The 24,400-nt window shown below is 66.0% G+C and carries 24 protein-coding genes; 6 read left to right on the forward strand and 18 right to left on the reverse strand.

Features of this window, described 5'->3' with window-relative positions:
• Positions 1-146 precede the first annotated feature (146 nt).
• The 10 genes from ABWP84_RS04600 to ABWP84_RS04645 all read right to left on the reverse strand — a co-directional run bounded on the left by ABWP84_RS04600 (position 147) and on the right by ABWP84_RS04645 (position 13,297).
• Positions 147-887: a helix-turn-helix domain-containing protein gene (locus ABWP84_RS04600; RefSeq protein ID WP_353210823.1), complete on the reverse strand. Its 741-nt coding sequence runs from the start codon at positions 885-887 to the stop codon at positions 147-149.
• 737 nt (positions 888-1,624) lie between these two features.
• Positions 1,625-2,797, reverse strand: coding sequence for a M20 aminoacylase family protein (locus ABWP84_RS04605; RefSeq protein WP_353210824.1), 1,173 nt, complete (start codon positions 2,795-2,797; stop codon positions 1,625-1,627).
• A complete protein-coding gene (gene rsmA, locus ABWP84_RS04610) occupies positions 2,794-3,645 on the reverse strand; it encodes a 16S rRNA (adenine(1518)-N(6)/adenine(1519)-N(6))-dimethyltransferase RsmA (RefSeq protein ID WP_408904238.1) in 852 nt (283 codons plus the stop codon). The genes ABWP84_RS04605 and rsmA overlap by 4 nt, the downstream gene beginning before the upstream one ends.
• Positions 3,609-4,922, reverse strand: a complete 1,314-nt coding sequence (locus tag ABWP84_RS04615) for a peptidylprolyl isomerase (protein WP_353210825.1) — start codon at positions 4,920-4,922, stop codon at positions 3,609-3,611. Before ABWP84_RS04615 ends, rsmA begins: the two co-directional genes overlap by 37 nt.
• A 10-nt stretch (positions 4,923-4,932) precedes the next feature.
• A complete protein-coding gene (locus ABWP84_RS04620; protein WP_353210826.1) occupies positions 4,933-5,772 on the reverse strand; it encodes a sugar phosphate isomerase/epimerase family protein in 840 nt (279 codons plus the stop codon).
• Positions 5,773-5,910: 138 nt separating this feature from the next.
• Positions 5,911-7,311 (reverse strand): nitronate monooxygenase, encoded by a 1,401-nt coding sequence (locus ABWP84_RS04625; protein WP_353210827.1) that lies wholly within the window; start codon positions 7,309-7,311, stop codon positions 5,911-5,913.
• A gap of 111 nt (positions 7,312-7,422) precedes the next feature.
• Positions 7,423-9,639 carry a polyribonucleotide nucleotidyltransferase gene (gene pnp / locus ABWP84_RS04630; protein WP_353210828.1) on the reverse strand — a complete coding sequence of 739 codons (2,217 nt, stop codon included), beginning with the start codon at positions 9,637-9,639 and terminating at the stop codon, positions 7,423-7,425.
• A gap of 267 nt (positions 9,640-9,906) precedes the next feature.
• Positions 9,907-11,013: a 5-(carboxyamino)imidazole ribonucleotide synthase gene (locus ABWP84_RS04635; RefSeq protein ID WP_353210829.1), complete on the reverse strand. Its 1,107-nt coding sequence runs from the start codon at positions 11,011-11,013 to the stop codon at positions 9,907-9,909.
• The gene (purE, locus tag ABWP84_RS04640; RefSeq protein WP_353210901.1) at positions 10,997-11,452 is read right to left on the reverse strand and encodes a 5-(carboxyamino)imidazole ribonucleotide mutase; all 456 of its coding nucleotides are present in this window, start codon (positions 11,450-11,452) and stop codon (positions 10,997-10,999) included. Before purE ends, ABWP84_RS04635 begins: the two co-directional genes overlap by 17 nt.
• Positions 11,453-11,509: 57 nt before the next feature.
• Entirely contained in the window at positions 11,510-13,297 is a 1,788-nt protein-coding gene (locus tag ABWP84_RS04645) for an aminopeptidase P family protein (RefSeq protein ID WP_353210830.1), read from the reverse strand.
• 153 nt (positions 13,298-13,450) lie between these two features.
• Between ABWP84_RS04645 and lepA the strand changes: the two genes are divergently transcribed.
• From lepA to ABWP84_RS04670, 5 genes are all read left to right on the forward strand, one after another.
• A complete protein-coding gene (gene lepA / locus ABWP84_RS04650; RefSeq protein WP_353210831.1) occupies positions 13,451-15,256 on the forward strand; it encodes a translation elongation factor 4 in 1,806 nt (601 codons plus the stop codon).
• Positions 15,257-15,258: 2 nt separating this feature from the next.
• Positions 15,259-15,456 carry a hypothetical protein gene (locus ABWP84_RS04655; protein ID WP_353210832.1) on the forward strand — a complete coding sequence of 66 codons (198 nt, stop codon included), beginning with the start codon at positions 15,259-15,261 and terminating at the stop codon, positions 15,454-15,456.
• A 78-nt stretch (positions 15,457-15,534) separates the two neighbouring features.
• Positions 15,535-15,996, forward strand: coding sequence for a sulfatase-like hydrolase/transferase (locus ABWP84_RS04660; RefSeq protein ID WP_353210833.1), 462 nt, complete (start codon positions 15,535-15,537; stop codon positions 15,994-15,996).
• Between the two features lie 36 nt (positions 15,997-16,032).
• Positions 16,033-17,076 (forward strand): sulfatase-like hydrolase/transferase, encoded by a 1,044-nt coding sequence (locus ABWP84_RS04665; RefSeq protein WP_353210834.1) that lies wholly within the window; start codon positions 16,033-16,035, stop codon positions 17,074-17,076.
• Positions 17,077-17,137: 61 nt separating this feature from the next.
• On the forward strand, positions 17,138-18,115 hold the full coding sequence (locus ABWP84_RS04670) for a tripartite tricarboxylate transporter substrate-binding protein (protein WP_353210835.1): 978 nt from the start codon (positions 17,138-17,140) through the stop codon (positions 18,113-18,115).
• Here ABWP84_RS04670 and ABWP84_RS04675 read toward each other — a convergent pair whose 3' ends face one another.
• The 8 genes from ABWP84_RS04675 to ABWP84_RS04710 form a co-directional block, all read right to left on the reverse strand.
• Positions 18,116-18,382 (reverse strand): hypothetical protein, encoded by a 267-nt coding sequence (locus ABWP84_RS04675; protein ID WP_353210836.1) that lies wholly within the window; start codon positions 18,380-18,382, stop codon positions 18,116-18,118.
• The gene (locus tag ABWP84_RS04680; protein ID WP_353210837.1) at positions 18,379-19,287 is read right to left on the reverse strand and encodes a DnaJ C-terminal domain-containing protein; all 909 of its coding nucleotides are present in this window, start codon (positions 19,285-19,287) and stop codon (positions 18,379-18,381) included. The genes ABWP84_RS04675 and ABWP84_RS04680 overlap by 4 nt, the downstream gene beginning before the upstream one ends.
• Before the next feature lie 111 nt (positions 19,288-19,398).
• The gene (locus ABWP84_RS04685) at positions 19,399-20,010 is read right to left on the reverse strand and encodes a hypothetical protein (RefSeq protein WP_353210838.1); all 612 of its coding nucleotides are present in this window, start codon (positions 20,008-20,010) and stop codon (positions 19,399-19,401) included.
• A 226-nt stretch (positions 20,011-20,236) separates the two neighbouring features.
• On the reverse strand, positions 20,237-20,551 hold the full coding sequence (locus ABWP84_RS04690) for a cupin domain-containing protein (RefSeq protein ID WP_353210839.1): 315 nt from the start codon (positions 20,549-20,551) through the stop codon (positions 20,237-20,239).
• Positions 20,548-21,486 (reverse strand): dihydrodipicolinate synthase family protein, encoded by a 939-nt coding sequence (locus ABWP84_RS04695; RefSeq protein ID WP_353210840.1) that lies wholly within the window; start codon positions 21,484-21,486, stop codon positions 20,548-20,550. The genes ABWP84_RS04690 and ABWP84_RS04695 overlap by 4 nt, the downstream gene beginning before the upstream one ends.
• Positions 21,483-21,962 (reverse strand): YcgN family cysteine cluster protein, encoded by a 480-nt coding sequence (locus tag ABWP84_RS04700; RefSeq protein WP_353210902.1) that lies wholly within the window; start codon positions 21,960-21,962, stop codon positions 21,483-21,485. Before ABWP84_RS04700 ends, ABWP84_RS04695 begins: the two co-directional genes overlap by 4 nt.
• 614 nt (positions 21,963-22,576) lie before the next feature.
• Complete coding sequence (locus ABWP84_RS04705; protein WP_353210903.1) at positions 22,577-22,690, reverse strand: hypothetical protein; 114 nt, start codon at positions 22,688-22,690, stop codon at positions 22,577-22,579.
• A 35-nt stretch (positions 22,691-22,725) separates the two neighbouring features.
• Positions 22,726-22,947, reverse strand: coding sequence for a hypothetical protein (locus ABWP84_RS04710; RefSeq protein ID WP_353210841.1), 222 nt, complete (start codon positions 22,945-22,947; stop codon positions 22,726-22,728).
• Positions 22,948-23,270: 323 nt separating this feature from the next.
• On the opposite strand from ABWP84_RS04710, the gene ABWP84_RS04715 reads away from it, so the two are divergent.
• The coding region (locus tag ABWP84_RS04715; RefSeq protein ID WP_353210842.1) for an efflux RND transporter periplasmic adaptor subunit at positions 23,271-24,400 on the forward strand (1,130 nt) is incomplete at its 3' end.

Raw genomic sequence — 24,400 nt, forward strand, 5'->3', positions numbered from 1 at the left:
GTGAGCCGAGGCGAAAGGAACAGGCTCTATAGCCGTTTCACCGTCTTCGCTTCCGGTGAAATGGCTGCGGACGCCGCTGTGTTCACTGCGCGTGGTCGCGTTTACGGCGAGTTCGCCTCAACGGATGAGGCTCTGACCCACCCACTTCATCCCCCCGGCCGCGGCACTCGGGGCGCGCTGCGCGCGGCGGATGGCAATTCGCCAAAGGCCGCGCGATACCGCCGGGCGAACAGCCCGAGATGGCTGAAACCGCTATCCAGGGCCGCGCTGGTGACGGAATGGCCGGCTGCGTGATCAAGCAGCAGGCTGCGGGCATGGGCGAGGCGGCGGGCGGTGATGTGTTGCACGATGGTCCGGCCCTCGATCAGGCGGAACAGATTCTGCAACAGACGGATGCTGCATCCCGCCGCTTCGGCGATAGCGGCGATGCGGATATCCTCAGCGAAATGGGCGTCGATAAATTGGATTGCACGGCCAAAATAACGCATGGCACGCGGCGTGGGGCCATCGGCCAGCCCGCCGGCCAGGGCCTGGGCCAGGGATAGCAGCAGAATGTCGCCCGCCTCCTGCCGATAGCGGGCCTCATCCAGCAGCAACATCTCTCCCGCGCCAATCAATTGATGCAAGGAAAGGATGTTCCGGCGATAGGCCGAGAAATCATAGCGGTCTGGGTCTGCCTCGACGCCGCGAATGACCAGCGCGGGATTGTCGGGCATAAAAGCGCCGATGGCACGGCCAAGCACCTCATGGCTGCATGACAAGGCGACACCCTGGTAGCCTGCGCCGACCCGCAGCGAGACGTCGTCATGGATATGCGGCATAACAGTGCCGGGAGCGGGCGCCTTGCTCCGGGTGCGGCGGGTGATCTCCACATGGCCGCGCAACATGGTGGCAAAGAAAGCGCTGTCCGATGTGCCGCTAAAACAGTATCCGGCCGTCTCCTGCACAACGATCCTGATCTCACCGCAATGGATAACATGGACCCTGGCGCTCCATTCACCCCCTGCAGCGGCGGGGGAAAAGCCCAGTAAATTCGGCCGAAACGCGCGCATGACGCTAAAGAAATGCTCAGGATCAGCTGTGTCGATGACCTTGAAGCTCTCAAGCGGTTCGGTGACTGGAGTCATTGGAACTTGTCTGACGATCCCTCTTAAAAAAGACTAACCTATGTTTTTAAATTTTTGTCGCAAAAATAAACTTGCCAGGCTGCATGAGAGCGGCGCGGGGCGCCTGCGTGGCGACGTCCGGACCACATGCCACACGCACCGCCTGAGACTGCCATGTTCCGTGCCAGCAACTATCGCAATTCGGCAGGCGGCCGATTGTTTTGCCAGCCAGCAAAGCCTCACCGCGCGCTTGACATTTATAGGCCAATAATCCTATATCTATCATGCCTTCGCTGTTTGAAACCCCGCATCCGATTGTCCAGAACCGGGCGCATCAGCCGTTCCAACGAAGCATTTGAGCGGATAAAGATGCTCGACAAACAAAAGCCTAGAGCCTGTGCAGTGAGCCCTTGCGAACGGAACAGGCTTTGGAATACGCAGGCTTTTCAGCGCTATCCCGCTCGGCTGAGGCAATTTGTCCGAATACGACATTCTTCGCGCCACAGCGTTTCGGGCCATCAGCCCTCGGCCGAAAGCTCCCGCTCCACAATTGCCGCCAGCACCCCCGCGCCAAAGGGGATGGCCTCGTCGTTGAAGTCATAGCCGGGGTGATGCAGGTCCCGCGTTGCCCCATTGCCGATATTGATGAAGGCCCCCGGCACCGCCTGCAGGAAATAGGCAAAATCCTCGCCGCCCATGCTGGGGGGCTGGTTGCGGTTCACCTGCCCCTCCCCCACCAGCGCGGCCGCGACATCGGCCATGCGCTCTGCATTCTCGGCATGGTTCACCAAGGGCGGCGTGAGGACCCGAAAATCCAGGCTGGCGGTGCAGGCAAAGCCCAGCGCCACATCCCGCGCCAAGGTCTCCATTCGCTGCCGCACCAAATCCATCACCTCGGCCGAGAAGGCCCGCACCGTGCCAAATAGCCGCACCGTATCGGGAATGACATTATAGGCCCGGCCCGTCTCCATTCCCGTCACGCTCAGCACGGCGGGGGAATGGGCCGAAACATTGCGCGCCACCACGCTTTGCAGCGCCGAAATCAGCGCCGCCCCGGCCACCACCGGGTCCTGCGTCACCCCCGGCCGGGCCGCATGGCCGCCCTTGCCCTGAATATGGATGTCAAAAAACGCCACCCCCGCCAGCATCGGGCCCGGATTAATGCCGTAATGCCCCACCGGCATCCCCGGCTTGTTGTGCAGGGCATAGACGGCATCGCAGGGGAAACGCTCAAACAGCCCGTCCTTCTGCATTGCCGGCGCGCCGCTGCCCAATTCCTCCGCCGGCTGAAACAGCAGATGCACGGTGCCATCAAAATTGCGCGTCTCGGCCAGATACCGCGCCGCCGCCAGCAGCATGGTGGTGTGCCCATCATGGCCGCAGCCATGCATTTTGCCGGGCGTTGTCGAGGCATGGCCGAAGCCATTGGTCTCGCTCAGCGGCAGCGCATCCATATCGGCGCGCAGGCCAATGCTGCGCGGCGCATTGCCCCGCCCCTTGCCGCGGATCACCCCCACAACGCCAGTGCCGCCCAGGCCGCGATGGACTTCAATGCCCATCGCCTCCAGCCGCTCGGCCACCAGCGCGCTGGTCCGGCTTTCCTCGAAGCCCAACTCCGGATGGGCATGCAGGTCGCGCCGCCAGGCGGTGTATTCGCCCAGATGCCGGGCTATGGCGTCGATCGGGTTCATGGCTCTCTCTCCAGTAAGGCGCGGGCCAGCCTATCGAACTCCGCAATGCTCAGCGTTTCCGCCCGGCGTTCTGGCGCTATGGCGCAGGATTCCAGCAATGCATCCGCGCCGCCAAGCGCCTTGAGGCTGCCACGCAGCATTTTTCGCCGCTGGCCAAAGGCGGCGGCGGTCAGGCGCTCCATCGCCGCCAGCAGCGGCGGCGCCGGCTGCTCGGCATGCGGCACCAGCCCCACCACGGCGGAATGCACCCGCGGCGGCGGGAAAAACGCCCCCGGCGGCAAATGCAGCATCACCGTGCAGCGGCAGAGCCATTGGCTCAGCACCGCCAGCCGGCCGTAATGCTCGGTGTCGGGGGCGGCGCAAATGCGCTCCGCCACCTCCTGCTGGAACATCAGCGTCAGCCGCTCAAAGGCGCCCGCCTGCCGCAGCCAGCCGATCAGCAGCGGCGTGCCGACATTATAGGGCAGGTTGGCCACGATCTGGCGTGGCGCTTCCAGGGCCGTCACGGCATCGAGCTTCAGCGCATCCTGATGCAGCACTGTCAGCCGCGGCTCGGCCAATTCGGCCAGGGCGGCGATGGCGCGGGTATCCAACTCGCAGGCGAGCAATGAGGCCAATGGCCGCGCCAGCAGCGCCCGGGTGAGGCCACCCGGCCCGGGCCCGACCTCCAGCACATGACGCCCCGTCAGGTCTCCAGCGGCGGCGGCGATCCGGGCACATATCCCCTCATCCAGCAGAAAATGCTGCCCGAGGGATTTGCGCGGCGCCAGCCCGTGGCGGGCGATGACATCGCGCAGCGAGGCGGTTTGGCTCAGCTCCGGGCCTCGATCACGGCGCGGCGGCGCAATTCGCGCAGCAACTGGCGCGAGAGCAGCTCCACCCGCTCGCCCAGCAGCACCTGGCGGGCCTGGTCATTGGTCATGGTCGGCGCCTCCCGCTGCTCGCGGGCGCAGACCATGATCACCGCCACGCCATCGGGTGAGATCACCGGCTGCGAGGCCCGGCCAATGGCCAACGAGGCCAGCAGCGAGCGCAGCTGTGGCGGGTTGATAGCCTCAAGGCGGATCGGGCCGGGATCCATCGGTCGATCGGATGAATGCAAGCCCCGACCGGCGGCTTCAAGCGCTTCGCAGCCCCGCGTGGTTTGGGCGATGCGGCTGGCACGTTCGGCCACGGCGCGCTGCGCGTCGGTTGGGTTAGCCGGGTCCAGACGGCCGGGGAAGGCGATGAAAAGCTGGCGGATATCCAACTGGGTGCCAGCGGATTCGCGCCCGCCCTCGCGGCGCTGGCGCAAGGCGACGATCTGGAAGCCGCCGGCCACGCGAATGGCATTGGAGATGGCACCGGGCGGCATGCGGTTCACCAGCCCGGCGACTTCGGGGTCCAGCCGGCGCTCGCTCACCCAGCCGAGATCACCGCCCGAAAGTGCGGTCTGCGACTGGCTGAACTGGGTGGCTGCGACCGGGAAGGCGAGGCCACGGCGCAGCTGGCCGACCACCTCATCGGTGAAGCGGCGCACCTCGGGCTCTGAATTGGGATCATCCACCGGGATGAAAATCTCGCTCAGCAGGAATTCCACCTGGCCCTGGCGGGCGCGGGCGGCGGCGATGGTCTCGGCCACTTCACTGGGCTGCGGCTCGGCCTGGGGGCCGAGCAGGCTGCGCAGCAGGCGGCCCCAGCCGATCTGGGCGCGAAGCTGGTCGAACAACACGCGCGGCTGAATGCCGGCGGCGCGCAGCTGGGCGGTCAGGGCGCCGCGGGGCAATTGGTTGCGGCGCTCGATTTCGGTGAGCGCCTCGGCAATGTCATTGTCGCTGACCTGAATTTGCCGGCGCTGGGTTTCCTGGATGCGCAGGCGCTCATCCACCAGCAGCCGCAGCACCTGCGGCTCCAGCCGCAGCAGGGAATCCGGCGTTACGCTCATGCCGGCATTGAGGGCGAAGAGGCGGGTGCGGCTGCGCACTTCGGCCTGGGTCACCACATCGCCATTGACGATGCTGAGAATGCGATTGCCGGCAGCGGGCGGGGTGGCGGCGGGCGGGGTTTGCGGCGCGGGCCCCTGGGCCAGCACCCCCACATGGAGGATGACGAGAATCGCCAGGGCAAGAGGGGCTGCGCGGAACATGGAAGGGTCTTTAGCCTCCCGCGTCGTCGCTGGAAATGGCCTGCATGCAGCCCTGCAGGTAACCAATGGCGCGGGCAGCGCAGGTTGGGCCATCAGGCATATATTGAAAGGGCTCAACGCCGCATCGCCCGCGATAGCCCATGGCCGATAACTGCCGCAGGATGGGCGCGAAGCGGTCACTCCCCTGGCCTGGCGCGCGCTTGTTGCGGTCATTGAGGTGGATATGGCCGATCTGCCCGCCGGGGATATGCCGGGCGAGCAGCGCGCAGACATCCTCTGCCTCGCCATTGCCGCTGGCGCAGACATCGAGCATGGCCAGCAGATGGGGGTTGCCGAGTTGTGTGGTGAAGGCCGCCGCCTCCGCCACTGTGGTCATCCAATTGGTCTGGCTGGCATCGAGCGGCTCCAGGCAATAGGTCACGGAGGCCTCACGCGCCCATTCACCGGCCTGGGCCAGGGCGTCCTCGGCGCGGGCGGCATCGCCCGGGGCCTCGACACGGCGCTGGCCGGGGCTGCCATGGACGAGATATTCGGCGCCCAGATCGGCAGCGAGGAAGACAAGGCCGCGCATGAAGGACAGGGTCTGGCGGCGCAGCGCTGCATCGGCCGAAGTGATGGACAGGCCGGCGGGCGCCACCAGCAGCCAATGCAGCCCCAGGATCGGTGCGCCGGCATCGCGGGCGAGGCGGCGCAGCCTGGCGCGTTCCGCGGCCGGCAGAAGATGCGGCGCGGTAGCATCGAGGGTGAAGGGGGCGACCTCCAGCCCGGCATAGCCGAGGGAGGCGGCGAGATCCGCCTGGGCGGCGAAATCGAGGTCGCGCACGACCTCATTGCAGAGCACAAATTCCATGGCTTGAGCCTAGCCCAGCGCGGCCGGGACGGCGAGTGCGTGGCCCAGCCGCCCCTCAGAGGCGAGCAAACTTCGCCCCCGCCCCGCATCAGGAGCGGCGGCGTCTCCAGGGATGAGCGCCTATCCCCGCCTTCGGGCTCAGCGCCCGGTGAGGATGCGCTCCACCAACTGCTTCACACTTGGTACGAAACCGTTCGAATAGAACGGGTCTGAGGTGAAGCGATAGGCGTTGTGGCCAGCGAACATGAGGTTGCGCTCCAGCGAGCCGTCATGGGCGACATCCTGCAAGGTCTTCTGGATGCAGAAGCTGCGCGGGTCGGCCCGCTTGCCATTGGTGTAGTCGGGGCCGTTCTGCGTCCAGTTGCTGAAGCGGCAATGGGAGAGGCAGCCCATGCAGGCCACCTGGTCATCGATGATCTCGCGTGCCGCCTCTGGCGTTTCGAAGACCAGGGTATTGTCGGGGGTGCGCAGGGTTTCGGTGAAGCCGGCCTTTTCCCAGGACTGGGCGCGCGCATTGTCATGCGGCGTGACCCAGACCGGGCGACGGCGGGGGCCCACGAGGTATTCGGCGGTATGGTCGCCCACCGCTTCGGAAGAATAGGCGATCTGCCGCTCGCTGCGGGCTTCCAACTCGCCCAGAAACTCATTGTGCACGGCGGAGCTGTAAAAGCCGGTCGGCGAGAAGTTTTGCAGCGAGACATCGCCGGGCTGCAGGGTGATCAGGCGCTTTTTCCAGGCGTCGCTGATTGGGCTTTCCTGGGTCAGCAGCGGGCGGGTGCCGAATTGGAAGGCGATGGGGCCGAGATCGGCATTGTCGATCCAATCTTCCCATTCCTCCAGCCACCAGACGCCACCGGCCATGATGATGGGCGTATCGCCCAGGCCGAATTCGCGCATCTGGTTGCGCAGGGCCAGCACGCGGGGGAAGGGGCTTTCGGGCTTGCGCGGATCCTCGGAGTTGGAGAGGCCGTTATGGCCGCCCGCCAGCCAGGGATCCTCATAGACCACGCCGCCCAGCAGCTCGCGCGCCTTGGAGTAGCTGCGCTTCCACAGCGCGCTGAAGGCGCGGCCGGAGCTGACGATTGGGTAGTAATGCACGCCATATTCGCGGGCGATATCGGCCAGGCGATAGGGCATGCCAGCACCACAGGTGATGCCGTTGACCATGCCCTTGGCGCCATCGAGAATGCCGCGGATCACCCGCTCGGCGCCGCCCATTTCCCAGAGGATATTGGCATGGATACGGGCATTGGGGCCGCCGCGCTCGCGCGCTTCGATGGCCTGGGCGATGCCGCCCTTGATGCCATATTCGACCAGCTCTTCATGCCTCTCGCGCCGGGTCTTGCCCGAATAGGTCTGACGGATGATCTCGCCCTGAGCGTCATAACTATCTGCATTGACGGCCGAGAAGGTGCCGACGCCGCCGGCGGCCGCCCAGGCGCCTGCTGTCGCGCCATTGGAGACGGCAACACCCTTGCCGCCCTCCACCAGGGGAAGAACATCCACCCCGCCCATGCGTATTGCGTTGATGGCCTTCACTGGCAGCCGTCCTCAGGTTTGAAATCTTACATAATCGAGAAAACGGGCCGGTCCAGATGGAACCGGCCCTTTTGTCCAATAAACTGAGCAGCGAACCGCCCCGTCGTTCAATCAGTCACGATCATTGCGGCGGGGGCGGCGATCGCCATCGCGGCGGGGGCGGCGCTCACCCTCCTCGCCTTCCTCACCTTCCGGGCGGCCGCCGCGCTTGGGGCCCACCTGCTCGGTGATGTCGGCGCCCGTGGCCTGGTCCACCACGCGCATGGAGAGCTTCACCTTGCCGCGATCATCAAAGCCGATGACCTTGACCTTCACCGCATCGCCTTCCTTGACCACATCGGTGGTCTTGTTGACGCGCTCAGCGGCCAGTTCGGAGATATGGACCAGACCGTCCTTGGCGCCGAGGAAGTTCACGAAGGCGCCGAATTCGGCGGTCTTGACCACCTTGCCGGTGTAGATGGCGCCGATCTCGGCTTCCTGCGTCAGGCCGCGGATCTTGGCGATGGCCGCATCGGTGTTTTCCTGGCTGGCGGAAGCGATCTTGATCGTGCCGTCATCCTCGATGTCGATCTTGCAGCCGGTCTGCTCGACGATCTCGCGGATCACCTTGCCGCCGGTGCCGATCACGTCGCGGATCTTCTCCTTGGGCACCTGGATAACCGTGATGCGCGGCGCGGTGGCCGCCACCGAGCTGCGCGCGCCGCCAATGCCCTTGGCCATCTCGCCCAGGATATGCAGGCGGCCATCCTTGGCCTGGTTCAGTGCGGTGTGCATGATGTCGAAGGTGATGGACGTGATCTTGATGTCCATCTGCAAGGCGGTGATGCCCGCCTCGGTGCCGGCCACCTTGAAGTCCATGTCGCCGAGGTGATCCTCGTCGCCCAGGATATCGGACAGGACGGCAAAGCCGCGGTCTTCCTTGATCAGGCCCATGGCGATGCCGGCCACCGGGCGCAGCAGCGGCGCGCCGGCATCCATCAGCGCGAGCGAGGTGCCGCACACCGTTGCCATGCTGGAGGAGCCGTTGCTCTCGGTGATCTCGGAGACCACGCGCATGGTGTAGGGGAAGGCTTCCTTCGAGGGGAGCACCGGGTGGATGGCGCGCCAGGCGAGCTTGCCATGGCCGATCTCACGCCGGCCGGGGGAGCCCATGCGGCCCGTCTCGCCCACCGAATAGGGAGGGAAGTTGTAGTGCAGCATGAAGCCCTCGCGGTATTCGCCCGCCAGCGCATCAATCACCTGCTCATCCTGCCCGGTGCCCAGCGTGGCGACGCAGAGCGCCTGCGTCTCGCCACGGGTGAAGAGGGCCGAACCATGCGAGCGCGGCAGCACGCCGACCTCGGCCACGATCTGGCGCACGGTCTTGGTGTCGCGGCCATCGATGCGCATGCCGGTGTCGAGAATGGCGTTGCGCACCACATCGGCTTCGAGCGACTTCATCAGCCCCTTGGCGGCGGCGACATCAGCACCTTCGGCTTCAAGGGCGGCGATGACGGCCTTCTTGGCATCACCCACGGCCTTTTGGCGGGCCATCTTCTCGGTGATCTTATAGGCATCGGCCATGCCGGCGGTGCCGAGGGCGGCGATGCGGGTCTTCAACGCGGCCTGCGCCGGGTCTTCCAGCACCACGTCCCAGGCATCCTTGGCGGCGTGTTCGGCCAGCTCGATGATGCCCTGGATGACGCTTTGGAAGCTGTCATGGCCGAACTTGACGGCACCCAGCATCACCTCTTCCGACAGCTCCTGGGCTTCGGATTCGACCATCAGCACGCCCTCGGCAGTGCCGGCGACGACGAGGTCGAGCGCGCTCAGCTTGCGCTGCGCGGCGGTGGGGTTCAGCACATAGGCGCCATCGATATAGCCGACGCGGGCGCCGGCGATGGGGCCGAAGAAGGGGATGCCCGAGATGGTCAGCGCGGCCGAGCAGCCGACCATGGCGACGATGTCGGGATCATTCTCCAGATCGTGGCTGAGCACGGTGGCGATGACCTGCACCTCGTTGCGGAAACCCTCGGGGAAGAGGGGGCGCAGCGGGCGGTCGATCAGGCGCGAGACCAGGGTCTCGCTCTCGGAGGGCCGGCCTTCGCGCTTGAAGAAGCCACCGGGGATCTTGCCGGCCGCGAAGGCCTTTTCCTGGTAGTTCACCGTGAGCGGGAAGAAATCCTGGCCCGGCTTGACCGAGCGGGCGCCGACCACGGTGCAGAGCACGATGGTGTCACCGAGGCGCGCCATGACGGCGCCATCGGCCTGGCGGGCGATCTTGCCGGTCTCAAGGGTGAGGAGCTGGCCGCCCCAGGAGACGTCCTTGCGGAAATATTTGTCGAACATCAATCGTCCTTCTGGGGCATCGGTGCCCCGCAACATTGTCAGGACGGCGCGCAGAAAGAGGTGCCCGCATACGTCGGCACAAAGCACTTCGGGGCATGCGGTGCGGATGGGCCCGACGCTGTCCCGATCATTGGGAAGGCGCGAGGTTGAGGCCGCCCACATGGCCGGAAATGCCATGCCGGGCCGGAGGGATTCCGGTTCGTATCAGGGCGCCATTTTGCCGCGCACCGCTGTGACCAGACCCGAGAAGGGCCCAACCACGCGCCCCTATGCCCCAGACCGCGGCAAAACGCCAGCGTTCAGCGCGCAAAGCCTATTAACATGCCCCAGCTTGCGGCCGGGGCGTATCTCCGCCTTGCCGTACCAATGCGGCACAGAGGCAGGGTCGGCCAGGGCAGCGGCCCAGAGTGCGGCACCTTCGGCGCCGACGAGATTTTGCATCACCACATCCGCATGCCGCCGTGGCGGCAGCACCGGCAGCCCGGCCACGGCGCGGATATGCTGGTCGAATTGGCTGACCTGGCAGGCATCCATCGTCCAATGCCCGGAATTATGCGGGCGGGGGGCGATTTCATTGGCGATGACCGCGCCATCGGGCATCACGAACATCTCAAGCGCCAGCACGCCCACCATGTTCAGGCCTTCGAGCAGGCGGCGGATATGGGCCTCGGCCACCGCGCGTGTCGTCGCATCGATGTTGGCGGGAACGATGCTCTGGTCGAGAATATGGTGGCGGTGGCGGTTTTCGGTGATGTCGAAAATGGCAATGGTGCCGTCCACATCGCGCGCGCCCACGGCGGAAATCTCCAGGCTGAAGGGCATATAGGCCTCCCAGACCAGCGGGTGCGGGGCGAGGCGGGCGAGGGCGGCGCGCGCCTCGGTGAGGTTTTCAACCTTGGCCTGGCCGCGGCCATCATAGCCCAGGCGGGTGGTCTTCAGCACGGCGGGGAAGGGCATGGTGTCGAGGTCCTCGGCCCGTTCGACCACGCCCCATGGTGCCACCTGAATGCCCATGCTGCCGAGGAAGCGCTTTTCCAGCACCCTATCCTGGCCAATGCGCAGCACCTGGGTGCCCGGCCGGCAGGGCACGCCTGAGGCGTCCAGCACATCCAGCACGGCGGGGGGGATATTCTCGAATTCGAAGGTCAGCACATCGACGCTGGCGCAGAAGGCACGCAGCGCCTGGGCATCCTCGAAGGCGGCGATTGTGACGGCCGAGGCGACCTCGCCGCCCGGGCTGGCTGGCTCGGGGGTGAAGACATGGCTGTGATAGCCCAGCCGCGCCGCCGCATGGGCCGACATCCGGCCCAATTGGCCGCCGCCCAGAATGCCGATGGTGGCGCCAAAGGGCAGTGGTTCAGACCGGGGCGTCACCGATCGCCTCCGTCTGGCGGGCGCGGAAGGCGATCAGGCGCTGGCGCAGATCGGCATCGCCGAGCGCCAGGATGGAGGCCGCCAGCAGCCCGGCATTCTTCGCCCCGGCCTGGCCGATGGCCAGGGTGCCAACCGGAATGCCGCCGGGCATTTGTACGATGGAGAGCAGGGAATCCATGCCCTGCAGCGCCCCCTTGCCCACCGGCACGCCCAGCACCGGCAGATGCGTCATGCTGGCCACCATGCCGGGCAGATGCGCGGCACCGCCCGCACCGGCGATGATGACGGCGACACCGCGCGCCGCCGCGCCTTCGGCATAGTCCACCAGGCGCTTGGGGGTGCGATGGGCCGAGACGATCTTGGCCTCATGCGGCACGGCCAACTCCACAAGCACCTCCTGGGCGCGAATCATCACGTCCCAATCCGATTGGCTGCCCATGATGATGCTGACGATCGGCGGCAAGGTGGCGCTCCAGTCCCGGTGAAGGCCGCGCGGTTAGCACCCCGGGCCGGGCTGCGCCAGCGGGCGGCATGCATCCGCCAGCCAAGCGGCAGTGTGAGGGTCGCATAATGGGCTGATCTGGGCCAGCACGCGGGCGTGATAGGCGTCGATCCAGCCGCGCTCGGCTGTGGTGAGCAGGCTGGGTTCGATCAGGGCCTGGGCATAGGGGGCCAGGGTGAGCGTCTCGAATTCCAGGAAGGGTTTTGCCTGGTCGGGCCGGGGTTCGGCCTCGCGCACCAGCAGCAGGTTTTCGATGCGGATGCCATAGGCGCCGGGCAGGTAGAAGCCGGGTTCGTTGGACAGGATCATGCCGGGCGCCAGGGGCACGGGCTTGGCGGCGCGGGAAATCGTCACCGGACCTTCATGGACGGAGAGAAAACTGCCCACGCCATGGCCGGTGCCATGATCGTAATCCAGCCCAGCATCCCAGAGCGGCCGGCGGGCCAGGGCATCGAGATGCGGGCCGGCGACGCCACGCGGGAAGCGCGCCGTGCCCAGCGCGATATGGCCTTGCAGCACGCGGGTGTAGCGCTGGCGGAGCCCCGGGGGCGGGGCGCCGGGGCCGGTGAAGAGGGTGCGGGTGATATCCGTCGTGCCATCGCGATATTGCGCGCCGCTATCGAGCAGAAAGCATTCATCGGGGTTGATGCGGCGGTTGGATTCGGTGGTTGCGCGGTAATGGACGATGGCGCCGTTTTCGGCCGCGCCTGCGATGGCGGGGAAGGATTCGCCCTGGAAGAGCGGCACCTCGCGGCGGAAGGCCAGCAATTGCTCGGCTGCCGCCATTTCGGTGAGGCCGCCGCGGGGCGCCTCTGCGGCGAACCAGGCGAGGAAGCGCGCCATGGCCACCGCGTCGCGCTGATGGGCGTGGCGGGCGCCCTGCTGCTCGGTGGGGTTTTTCTGCGCCCTTGGCAGGCGGCAGGGGTCTTCTCCGGTTACCAGCCTGGCGCCGGCATCACGCAGGGTGCGGGCAAACCATGCGGGGGTGGCATCGGCATCAAGTCGCAGGGTCCGGCCGGCATAGCGGGCCAGCGCGGCGGGCAGTGCGGCGCGCTCGGCCACTGACACCGCATTGCCGAGATGGGCGCGCAGCTCGGGGCCGAGTTTTTGGCCCTCCATGAACAATTGGACCGAGGCATCGGCGCCGAGTAGGGCGAAGCCTAGCGCCAGCGGGGTGTGGCTGAGATCGCCGCCGCGGATGTTCAGCAGCCAGGCGATGGAATGCGGGTCGGCCAGCACGGCGGCATCCTCGCCGGCGGCGCGCAGGGCGGCGGCGGCGGTTTCGCGCTTTTGCGCCGAATCCAGACCGGCATATTCAGCCGGGTGGATGCGGGCGGGGGCCAGGGGGGGGGCTGGGCGGTCAGGCCAGATCGCATCGATGGGGTTGCGCGCCAGGGGTACCAAGGTGACGCCACTGTAGCGGGCCAGCGCGGCCTCGGTGTGCAGCCAGGGGTCGTAGCCGATGGTCGTACCCGGCGGCGCAACCTCGCGCAGCCATTCAGGGGCGGGTTGTTCGATGAGGTGGCGACGCTCCCACAGCGCGGCGTCGGTCTGCTGCGCGACCTGGGTGGTGTAGCGGCCATCGGTGAAGATAGCCGCGCGCCCGGCCAGCACCACGGCCAGGCCAGCACTGCCGGTGAAGCCGGAGAGCCAGGCCAGGCGCTCGCCCGAGGGGGGGACGTATTCGCCCAGGAACTCGTCGCTGCGGGGGACCAGAAAGCCATCCACGCCTTGGGCGGCAAGCTGGGCGCGGAGGGCGGTGAGGCGTTCAGCGGGGGTCATCGGATCAATCTGGCCTGGAATGGGGCGGGGTTCCAGTGACCCAAAATCGGGCTTGCGCTGATCCGCCCATGACAAGTGAGGCTTTCGGCCCTATGTGAGGGTCAATCATTGTCGGGGGCCCTGCCCCGGCCCTTCTTCCATCCCGGAACCCCTATGTCCGACACGCCGCTCGATCGCATCCGCAATTTCTCGATCATCGCCCATATCGATCATGGGAAATCGACGCTGGCGGATAGGCTCATCCAGACCACCGGCGCGCTCTCGGCGCGGGAGATGACCGAGCAGGTGCTCGACAATATGGATATCGAGAAGGAGCGCGGGATCACCATCAAGGCGCAGACCGTGCGCCTGACCTACCGCGCCAATGACGGGCTGGACTATACGCTGAACCTGATGGACACGCCGGGCCATGTGGATTTCGCCTATGAGGTGAGCCGCAGCCTTGCCGCATGCGAGGGTTCGCTGCTGGTGGTTGATGCCTCACAGGGGGTTGAGGCGCAGACGCTGGCCAATGTGTATCAGGCGCTCGATGCCGGGCATGAGATTGTGCCGATTCTCAACAAGATCGACCTGCCGGCTGCCGAGCCGGACCGGGTGAAGCAGCAGATCGAGGATGTGATCGGCCTCGACGCAACCGATGCGGTGATGATCTCGGCCAAGACCAGCCTCAATATCGAGGGGGTGCTGGAGGCCATTGTCACCCGCCTGCCGCCGCCCAAGGGCGACCCGGATGCACCGCTGAAGGCGCTGCTGGTGGATAGCTGGTATGATGCCTATCTGGGCGTGATCATTCTGGTTCGGATCAAGGACGGCATCCTCAAGCGCGGCATGAAGGTGCGGATGATGTCGAGCGGCTCGACCCATCTGATCGACCAGGTGGGCGTCTTCACGCCCAAGATGGTGCAGCGGGATTATTTGGGCCCGGGCGAGATGGGCTATCTCAATGCCGCGATCAAAACCGTGGCTGATACCAATGTGGGCGATACCATCACCGAGGACCGCCGCCCGGCCGAGGAGGCCCTGCCCGGCTTTAAGCCGAGCATTCCGGTGGTGTGGTGCGGGTTGTTCCCCATCGATGCCGATGATTTCGAAAAGCTGCGCGATGGGTTGTCCAAGCTGCGGCTGAACGATGCCTCCTTCCATTACGAGGCGGAGAGCAGTGCCGCGCTGGGCTTTGGCTATCGCTGCGGCTTTTTGGGGCTGTTGCATCTGGAGATTGTGCAGGAGCGGCTCTCGCGCGAGTTTGACCTGGACCTGATCGCGACCGCGCCCTCGGTGGTTTATCGCCTGCGCAAGACCAATGGCGAGGAATTCGAGCTGCACAATCCGGCCGATATGCCCGATGGCAGCTTGCTCGATAGCATTCAGGAGCCTTGGATTAAGGCGACGATCTTTGTGCCCGATGATTATCTCGGCGCGGTGCTGACGCTGTGCAATGAGCGCCGCGGCCAGCAGGTGGAGCTGACCTATGTGGGCAGCCGCGCCATGGCGGTGTATCGCCTGCCGCTGAATGAGGTGGTGTTTGATTTTTATGACCGGCTGAAGAGCATTTCTCGCGGCTATGCCAGCTTTGACTATTCGATGGATGGCTATGAGGAGGGCGACCTCGTGAAGATCTCCATCCTGGTGAATAATGAGCCGGTGGATGCGTTGAGCTTCATGGCGCATCGCAATGCGGCGGAACGCCGGGGCCGGAGCATTTGCGAGAAGTTGAAGGAGCTGATCCCGCGTCAGCTCTTCAAAATTCCCATCCAGGCCGCCATTGGCGGGCGGGTGATCGCGCGCGAGACCATCTCCGCGATGTCGAAGGACGTGACGGCCAAATGCTATGGCGGGGATATTTCCCGCAAGCGGAAGCTGCTGGACAAGCAGAAAGAAGGCAAGAAGCGTATGAGACAATTTGGCAAGGTGGAAATCCCACAAAGCGCCTTCATTGCCGCGCTGAAGATGGATGCCTGAATATGGCAGAGCATCGGGGCTGCGTTTATACGGTTGGCCCGCTGAAGGGGCGCAATAATTGGCGCTGGACAACGTATAATGGGGCAACGCCGGCGGCCAAGCCGGTGGATACTGGCGATGTGATGGGCCAGCATGAGCGGGTGGCGAAGCAGGAGGCCATGGCTGCGATTGATGAGTGGCGGAAGAAGAACCGGGAGTAGGACACTCCAGCGGCGTCGCGTTTCTCTGCGGAATTCTTTCGCCTAGGCTGAGGCTGGAAGCGGGGGAAAATGTCGCCAATGCGCAATGTGCTCTTCATCATGGCCGATCAGTTGCGGCACGACCATATGGGCTGCGCTGGGCATCCCTTTCTGCGCACGCCCAATCTTGATGCCCTGGCCGCGCGCGGCACGCGCTTCACCAATGCCTTTGTGCAAAGCGGCATCTGCGGGCCCAGTCGGATGAGTTACTATACCGGCCGCTATGTCTCCTCGCATGGGGCCACGCATAATCGCGTGCCGCTTTCGGTGGGTGAGGTGACGCTGGGGTGGCATTTGCGGGAATCGGGCCGCGCCCTGACGCTGGCCGGCAAGACCCATGTGGTGCCCGACCGCCGCGGCATGGCCCGGCTGCATGCCGATGGCGCCGATGAATTGGCCGTGCTGCTGCGCGAGGGCTGGTTTCAATTGGTGGACCGCCATGATGGCCACCATGCCGAGCCGAATAGCGCCTATGCAAATTGGCTGCGGGAGAAGGGCTAGGACAGCGCCGACCCCTGGAGCGATTTCGTCATTTCGGTGACCGATGAGAATGGGGCGACACAATCGGGCTGGCATATGCGCAATGCCCGCCACCCCGCCCGCATCAAGGCCGAGCATAGTGAAACCGCCTATACGACTGATAAGGCCATTGGCTTTATCGAGGGCCAGGGCGCGAAGCCTTGGGTGCTGCATCTGAGCTATGTGAAGCCGCATTGGCCCTATATCGCGCCAGCACCCTATCACGCGATGTATTCGGCCAATGAATGCATGCCCGTCTCCCGCCATCCGGCCGAGCGCGGCGCCCATCCGGTGCAGGCTGCCTTCATGGATGAGGAGGTGGCGCAGAGCTTTCAGCGCGATGATTGCATCGAAACCGTCCGGCCGGCCTATCAGGGGCTGATCAGCGAATTGGACCATCATCTCGGACGGGTGTGGGAGACGCTGACCAGGCTGGATCTGTGGAAGGACACGCTGGTCATTTTCTGCGCCGATCATGGCGATTATCTGGGCGACCATTGGCTGGGCGAGAAGGAGTTGTTCCACGACTGCATCCAGAAGGTGCCCTTCATTCTGGTCGACCCGCAGGCCACCTGGCGGGGCGATGATGACCGGCTGGTGCAGGCGATTGACGTGGTGCCGACCATTCTCGATGCGCTCGGCCTGGCCCCGGCGCCGCATCTGGTGGAAGGCCGCTCGCTGCTGGCGCTGACCCGGGGTGAGCCGGCGCAGGCCTGGCGCGATGTGGCCTTTTCCGAACTCGACTGGACGTTCCGGGGGGCCAGGCTGCGGATGGGCATTCCGGTGGGGCACCACCATGCCTGGATGGTTCGCACGGCCGATTGGAAATATGTTCACTCGTCAACCGGCATGCCGCCGCAGCTTTTCGATCTGCGCGCTGATCGGGAGGAGTTTTTCGATCTTGGCCAGAGCCCGGAGCATGAGGCGGTGCGCGCGGCGATGAAGGAGCGGCTATTGGCCTGGTTCGCCAGCCTCAAGCGGCGCACCACCATCACCTGGGAGGAGGCGGAGGCGGGCACGGACTCCTACAAGAAGGCTGGCGTTTTCTATGGACAATGGTGATTTTGACTTGATTGGCGGAGACGCTTCACCAGATAGCCGCTAACCGTTCCAGGAAACAAAAATGTCATCAATATTGCGCCGTGCCGTCCTGGGTATGCCGCTTGCTGGCCTTGCGGCGCCTGCCCTGGCGCAGGCCTTCCCTGCCCGGCCGCTGACCATGATCGTCCCCTTCGCCGCCGGGGGGCCGACGGATACGGTGGCGCGGCTGATTGCGCAGGAGATGGGCCGCGATATGGGTGGCTCGGTCGTGGTCGAGAATGTCGCCGGCGCGGGCGGCACGCTGGGCGCGCAGCGCGTGGCGATGGCCCGGCCCGATGGCTATACCATTCTCTGCCACCATATCGGCATGGGGGTGATCCCCAGCCTGTACCGCCGCTTGGCCTATGATGCGGTGAATGGCTTTGAGACCATCGGCATGGTGACAGAGGTGCCGATGACCATCGTGGGCAAGCGGGACCTGCCGGCCAACAACCTGACGGAGTTGGTGGCGCTGATCCGCCAGCGGCGCGAGGGGCTGAACATGGCCAATGCCGGTATCGGCGCCGCCAGCCATCTATGCGGCCTGCTGTTCCAATCCGCCCTGGGTGTGGCGATGACCACAGTGCCCTATCGCGGCACGGGCCCGGCAATGAATGACCTGGTGGGCGGCACGGTGGATTTGCTGTGCGACCAGACCACCAATACCACCGAACACATCCGCGCCGGCACCATCCGCGCCTATGCGGTGACGACGAGTGCGCGCGTGGCCTCGCTGCCCGATCTGCCCACGGCCAATGAGGCTGGCATGGCGGGCTTTGCCGTCTCGGTCTGGCATGGGCTTTATGCGCCGCGTGGCACGCCGGCTGATATTGTGAACCGCCTCTCCACCGCCCTGCAGCATGCCCTGGCGGTGCCGGCGCTGGTCAGCCGTTTTGCTGATCTGGGCACGGCGCCGGTGCCTGCGGGACAGGCCACGGCCGCCTATCACCGGCAATTCTGGGCCGCCGATATTGCCCGCTGGCGGCCGGTGATTGAGGCTGCTTCGGCCTATGCCGATTGATCAGGGTGGGGGCGTGGTGGCGCGCAAGGCGGCGAGTTCCCGCCGCAGGGTGTAAAGCTGGTCGAGCAGTGAGAGCACGACTGGCAGGGCGGCATCATCCAATGCGAGGTCTTCGCGCAACTCCATCATGAGCGCGATTCGCGCGACGTCGATTTCGGTGAAGCTCGGGCCAGGCTCGGCCCGCACCATGCCCTCGGCCATCCATTCCTGCAGCTGCCCGGCTTCGAGGCCGGGGAAGCGCGCCACCAGGATGTCGAGCGTGATCACGCCGGAAAATCCAGCGCCGCGCGCGGGTCCTCCATCGCCGCCGGCGACCAAGCCTGGAGGAAGGCATCGAGCGCCGCATCGGCGGGGCCGATCACCACCTTCAGGGTCAGCAACAGGTCACCCGCGGGCTCGGCGCCATGCGCGGCCACGCCCTTGCCGCGCAGCCTGATCTGCCGGCCGGAATCGCTATGCGCCGGCAACGTCACCCGCAGACGGCCCGTGGGGGTTGGCACCTCGACCAGCCCGCCCAGAACCGCCTCGCGCAGGGAAACTGGCAATTCCATCGCGATATTACGCCCATCGCGGCGCAGCAGCGGATGCTCCTGCACGGTGATGCCGATCAGCGCATCCCCAGCCGCCCCGCCATTGCGCCCCCCCCCACCCTGGCCGCGCAAACGGAGCACCTGGCCTGTGGTGACGCCCGGTGGGATGCGCAGATTCAGCGAGCGGCCATCGGGCAGGCGCATGGGCGTGGTGGTGCCCAGCATCGCATCGATGAAGGAGACGTCGAGCCGATAGGATTCGTCCTGGCCCGGGCGGGGGGCTGCCTCTGCGCGGCGGCGTGCCTCGAACATATCGGCGAAGAGATCGTCAAAGGGCGATCCGGCGGATTGGCCGTCATGCCTGGCACCCTGGGCGGCCTCGGCATGCCGGCGATAGGCGTTGGTGGGGCGTTGCTCCTGGCCCTCGGCATCGATCTCGCCACGGTCAAACCGCGCGCGCTTTTCGGGGTCCGACAGGAGGTCATGCGCGGTGGAGACGGCCTTGAAGCGGGCCTCCGCCTCTGGCTTGCCGGGATTGAGATCGGGGTGGTGTTTGCGGGCGAGCTTGCGATAGGCGGATTTGATGGCCTCGGCCGAGGCGTCGCGCTTAAGCCCCAGCACGGCATAAGGGTCAAGGGCCATGCGCAATTCTCCTCTCGGACGCGGGATAGGGGGAGAAGGCGGGAAGAACCATGCCGCCTAGTTGTGGCTTCGCCTTGCCGGGTTCAACCGGCGGCGGGGCGGGCAAGAGGTTCAGCCCCTTAACAATACATCGATCTCGGCCTGGCCCATATCGGCCTGGCCGCGCGCTGCGGGTGCTACCGTGTGCAGGCCGGTGGCGACGATGAGCCTTTCAGCCGGCTCCGCCGGCGCGAAGGCGAAACGCTCCAGCATATTCTCCACCGACTGCAAGTGCTGGATGGCCCGGCGGATGCGCTGGCCGGTGACATCTTGGAAGGAGCAAGCCTCGAAAATCGCGCTGACCCGGCTGGCCAGCGCCTGGATGGAGGTGGGGTCACGGCTGTCGCTCATGATCCAGTCCTGGATCGCCTCGGCCGCTTCCATGATGGTGTTGGCGGCATTTTCTGTTGCGATAACAACAGCCTCCAGCTCAACGCCGCTATTGCGTGTATTGGCCGAGGGCGGGGCGACAAGGCCGGCTATCCGCTCCTGCACCACAGCGAGTTCGCGCGAGAGCCGTGCCTCGTTCATATCGACGAGTTCCATGCTGGCATGCAGCTCAGCGCCCAACTCGGCGATCCGGCGATCGACCAGGCGCTGCGTCTCGTTGAAGAGTGGTTGGATTTCGGCCCGCACTGCCTCGCGCACGGCAAGGAGCAAAGAAGCGTCTGGTGGCGTTGTCATGAACACGCTCCCTTTCTGATGGCGAGACATCGACATCAGGCGAATAGAGCGTGAACGGGTAAATAATCGCCTTAAGCGGCGGCACCGATCTGGGTGACGCGGCAAAAACACCAAGGCCCGGCCTTAGAGCCTGTTCCGTTCGCAAAGGCTCACTGCATAGGCTTTAAGCCTTTGTTTTGAAGGAATTTTTATCCGCTCAAACGATTCCATTTGAGCGGATGATGCCCTAGCCGGGCAGCGCCTTCAGCTCGGTCTCGACAAAGCTGAGTGGCGCGGGGCCGGCATTGACGACATTGTGCTCGGTACCGGCCACGCGCTGATAGGCCAGGCCCGCGGAGAGCTTTGCGGAGGCGGTGCTGCCATCGCCCATTTCGAGCAGCAATTCGCCGTCGGTCACCGGTACCACGACATAGGCCCAGCCATGGCGGTGAAAGCCGGTCTCGGCACCCGGGGCGAAATCCCAGCGGGTGACGCGGACATGCTCATTGTCGAGTTGCACCGTGGCAATGGCCGGCTCACGGCATCGCAGGGGCTCCCTCATTCCGCGGCCAGCTTTGCGGCCAGACCGGGCAGCGGGATGGCGCCGCTGGCGACCCATGCGGCCCAGGCGGCATCGGCCTGGGCGGCGTTGAGCGGCAAATGCGGCGGGCGGATATTGCGGAAGCCCGCATCGCCGGTGGAGCGGGCGATCACCTCGCGCAGATTGGGAATGAGGGGGGCTGCGGTGGCGGCCTTGCGGGTGGCGGTCAGCATGGCCTGGGCGGCATCGGCCTCGGGGCCTGTGCGCTTGGCATAGACAATGCCACCCCAATGGCAATTCGCATTGCCGGCGGCGGTGATGCAGCCGGCCCCACCCTCGGCCAGGATGCGCTGCACATATTCATCCGAGCCGGTATAGACCTCGAAGCCACGGCTGGCGAAGGCGTCGATCATCGCCTTCATATTGGCGTAGTCGCCAGAAGAGTCCTTCACGCCCTTGAACACGCCGGGATGGGCATTGAGCAGGCGCTCGATGAGCGCGAGCGAGAAGGGAACCGCCGATTGCTGCGGGAAATTATAGAGATAGAGGGCGATGCCGCCGCCGACGCGCTTCGCCACCTCGTCAAAATAGGCGAAGAGGCCGTCATCGCTCGGCGCCTTGTAGTAGAAGGGGGGCAGCAGCAGCACGCCGCGGCAGCCCTGCGCCTTGGCATGCAGGGTCAGCGCCACGGTTTCGGTCAGGCTGCTCACGCCGGTGCCGGGCATCATGCGCGCGGCGGGGATGCCGCGGGCGACCAGGCCCTCGACAATGGCCATGCGCTCCTGCGCGGAGAAGCTATTGGCCTCGCCGGTGGTGCCCAGCACGCCCAGGCCATTGGCGCCATTGGCCAGCAGCCAGGAGGCATGCGCCGCCATGGCATCGAGGTTGGGGGAGAGGTCGGCATGCATGGCGGTGAGCACCGCCACGTTGATGCCGCCATAGATCGCGTCTTTCATTTCGGCTTCTTCCTTTTGATTAATGGTCCGGCGCTGCGCGGGAGTTTCCCCGGCCAGAGCACGACATGGTCTTCCAATGCACCGGAATCGCGTTCGGTCACCACCCGCCCGGCGACGCTGATCCCGGCCTCGATCACGCTCTCCGCCCGGCCTGAAACCAGCGGATGCCACCAGGGCAAATCCCGCCCCTCCTGGAGCAGCCGATAGGCGCATGAGGGCGGCAGCCAGTCGATCTCGTTGAGCATTTGCGGGGTGAGTTGGATGCAGTCCGGCACAAAGCGCCTGCGCTGGGCATAATTCGAGCAGCGCGCGGTTGTGACATCGAGCAGCCGGCAGGCCACATTGGTGAAATGCAACTTTTCCGTGCGATCTTCCCGCAACTTGTGCAGGCAGCAACGCCCACAGCCATCGCAGAGGCTCTCCCACTCGTCGCGTGTCATAGCTTCGAGGCTTTTGTTATGCCAGAAAGGCTCCATACAATGAGTGTAGAAGCGAATCCGTCGGCGTCCAACCTGGCGTGCTGATCTTGGCTTAGGCGGTTCGTACAAAACGGGGGTTATATGGACAAGCTCAAGCAGTGGATGGCGGCGAACCCGCTCTATGGCAATGTGGTGGTCGCGGCGGCCACGGCCCTGGTGATCACTATATTGATGGACGCGACGCGCGGCCCGGGGCCGGTGGGCCCGATTGGGCCGGCCGGTGAGCGTGGTGCGATTGGCGCGGCTGGCCCGCGCGGCGAGGCTGGCCCGGCTGGGCCGCAGGGGCCTGTTGGACCGCAGGGTGTGGCCGGTGGTGCCGGCCCGCAGGGCGAACGTGGCGAGGTGGGCCCCGCAGGGCCCGCCGGCCAACAGGGCCCCACGGGCGCGCAGGGCATGGCCGGCGCGCCGGGTGAACGCGGCGCCGCGGGCGCGGCGGGCGACATTGGGCCCGCTGGTCCATCTGGCCCGGCCGGTGTCGCGGGTCCTGCCGGCCCTGCGGGGCCGGCTGGTTCCACCGGTCCTGTTGGCCCTGCGGGGCCGGCTGGTTCCACTGGTCCTGCCGGCCCGCAAGGCCCTGCTGGTCCTGCCGCCCAATAGGCCGCGTCGCGCAGTCATTCTGCGCGAACCCTGATGGTGGCGCCTGCGGCGTCACCACCGGTGTCGATCACGCTCACCCCGTAAATGCCGGGGCCTGGCGGGCGCCATGTTGCGTCCCGCCTAGCCATGTCATGCGGCAGGGCTTGGCCATCGACCAGGAAGGTCAATGGCCGCCGGCCGCGCGCAGCACAAGGCCGCCCAATTCGACCACCGCCCCCGGCGGTGGGAATAGCAGCCTGAGGCGGTCAGTCGCCTGAGCCATCACCGGCCGTTGCGGCCGGGGCCGCAGCCCTGGCAGGGGTGCGGGCGGAATCAATTCCATCATCCGCGCCAGGATGGGCAAGGCCAGGCGCGCGCCCGTGGCGCCTGGCCGGGGGCGTGCCATCCGGCCAGCCAAGCCAGCCCCCCGCGACATGGCGGGCATCGAAGCCCGTGGCCCAGGCATCCCGCCCGCGCCAGCTTGTGCCGCTCTTCCACGCCACCCCAGAAGGCCCGCCGCCAGCAGCATCATCCTGACCCTTCGCATGGCCATAACCTGCCCTATACGGCGAGCGGGCCGAAGCCTTGTGATATAGATATCAAGGAGCCGTGATGATGATGTTTGTTTCCTGGCTATACAGTTTTGCCCACCATCCGTATGAACTGAAAGGGTGGACGTTTGCCGTCTCAGACGCCCCGCCATTATTGCTGAGACCAAGGATAACCCCCATGGCGTTTCGCCCATCGAGCCTGCTTCTCACGCTCATTCTGGCGCTGCCCGCCCAGGCGCAATTCGGCCCCCAGGGTCCGCCCGCGGTGGGGGTGCAGCCGGCTGAACGCCGCCCGGTGACTGAAACATCGGAATTCGTGGGCCGGATCGAGGCGGTGAGCCGGGTGGATATTCGCGCCCGGGTGACCGGCTTTCTAGAGGCCCGGCTGTTCCAGGAGGGCGCCGAGGTGCCTGAGGGGGCGCCTTTGTTCCGCATCGAGCGCGCGCCCTTCGAGGCGCAGCTAGACCAAGCGCGCGCGACGGTGGCCTCGGCCCAGGCGACATTGCAAAATGCCCGTGTCGGCCTCTCCCGCGCCCGGGAGTTGCGCGCCACCGGCGCTGGCACCCAGGTGGCGCTTGATGCTGCCCTGGCCGGTGAACGCACCGGCGCCGCCGCCGTGCTGGGCGCCCAGGCGCAAGTGCGGGTGGCGGAGATCAACCTCGCCTACACGGATGTCACCGCCCCCATCGCGGGCAAAATCGGCCGCGCGGTCTATGCCGTGGGCAATGTGGTGACGCCAGGCGGCGAGCCGATGGCCACCATCGTCAGCCAGGACCCGATGCGCGTGGCCTTCACCGTCAGCCAGCGCCAGGCGCTGGAACTGCGGCAGCGCTTTGAGGCGCGCGGGGGGCCCTCGGCGGTGCTCGTGCGGGTGCGGCTGGTGGATGGCACAGCCTATAATCAGGTCGGCCGGATCGACTTCATCGACACCCAGGTGGACCGCAACACGGATACTTTGCTGGTGCGCGCCCTGATCCCCAACCCGGTGCGCCAGGCGCCGGGCAGCCAGGGCGATTCGCGCGAGTTGATCGATGGCCAATTTGTGACCGCGACGGTTGAGGGTATCGAGCCCGTGCAGGCCATTGTGGTGCCGCGCGCCGCGGTGGGCCAGGACCAGGGCGGTTTCTTCGTCTTTGTGGTGGGCGAGAATAATGTGGCGCAGCGCCGGCCTATCCGCCTGGGCCGCGGCACGGCGGAACTCGCCGTGGTGGAACAGGGGCTGCAGGCGGGCGAGGTGGTGATCACCGAGGGGGTGCAGCGGGTGCGGCCGAATTCACCGGTGAACCCAGCCCCTGCCGGCGCCGCCCC

The organism is Rhodovarius sp., from assembly GCF_040399605.1.
GTDB classification, from domain to species: domain Bacteria; phylum Pseudomonadota; class Alphaproteobacteria; order Acetobacterales; family Acetobacteraceae; genus Rhodovarius; species Rhodovarius crocodyli_A.

Coding starts and splice junctions, on each gene's coding strand:
- ABWP84_RS04600 (WP_353210823.1), bottom strand. CDS start 887: ATGTTGCGCGGCCATGTGGAGATCACCCGCCGCACCCGGAGCAAGGCG.
- ABWP84_RS04605 (WP_353210824.1), bottom strand. CDS start 2,797: ATGAACCCGATCGACGCCATAGCCCGGCATCTGGGCGAATACACCGCC.
- ABWP84_RS04615 (WP_353210825.1), bottom strand. CDS start 4,922: ATGTTCCGCGCAGCCCCTCTTGCCCTGGCGATTCTCGTCATCCTCCAT.
- ABWP84_RS04620 (WP_353210826.1), bottom strand. CDS start 5,772: ATGGAATTTGTGCTCTGCAATGAGGTCGTGCGCGACCTCGATTTCGCC.
- pnp (WP_353210828.1), bottom strand. CDS start 9,639: ATGTTCGACAAATATTTCCGCAAGGACGTCTCCTGGGGCGGCCAGCTC.
- purE (WP_353210901.1), bottom strand. CDS start 11,452: ATGGGCAGCCAATCGGATTGGGACGTGATGATTCGCGCCCAGGAGGTG.
- ABWP84_RS04645 (WP_353210830.1), bottom strand. CDS start 13,297: ATGACCCCCGCTGAACGCCTCACCGCCCTCCGCGCCCAGCTTGCCGCC.
- lepA (WP_353210831.1), top strand. CDS start 13,451: ATGTCCGACACGCCGCTCGATCGCATCCGCAATTTCTCGATCATCGCC.
- ABWP84_RS04655 (WP_353210832.1), top strand. CDS start 15,259: ATGGCAGAGCATCGGGGCTGCGTTTATACGGTTGGCCCGCTGAAGGGG.
- ABWP84_RS04660 (WP_353210833.1), top strand. CDS start 15,535: ATGCGCAATGTGCTCTTCATCATGGCCGATCAGTTGCGGCACGACCAT.
- ABWP84_RS04670 (WP_353210835.1), top strand. CDS start 17,138: ATGTCATCAATATTGCGCCGTGCCGTCCTGGGTATGCCGCTTGCTGGC.
- ABWP84_RS04680 (WP_353210837.1), bottom strand. CDS start 19,287: ATGGCCCTTGACCCTTATGCCGTGCTGGGGCTTAAGCGCGACGCCTCG.
- ABWP84_RS04685 (WP_353210838.1), bottom strand. CDS start 20,010: ATGACAACGCCACCAGACGCTTCTTTGCTCCTTGCCGTGCGCGAGGCA.
- ABWP84_RS04690 (WP_353210839.1), bottom strand. CDS start 20,551: ATGAGGGAGCCCCTGCGATGCCGTGAGCCGGCCATTGCCACGGTGCAA.
- ABWP84_RS04695 (WP_353210840.1), bottom strand. CDS start 21,486: ATGAAAGACGCGATCTATGGCGGCATCAACGTGGCGGTGCTCACCGCC.
- ABWP84_RS04700 (WP_353210902.1), bottom strand. CDS start 21,962: ATGGAGCCTTTCTGGCATAACAAAAGCCTCGAAGCTATGACACGCGAC.
- ABWP84_RS04705 (WP_353210903.1), bottom strand. CDS start 22,690: ATGGCTAGGCGGGACGCAACATGGCGCCCGCCAGGCCCCGGCATTTAC.
- ABWP84_RS04710 (WP_353210841.1), bottom strand. CDS start 22,947: ATGGCACGCCCCCGGCCAGGCGCCACGGGCGCGCGCCTGGCCTTGCCC.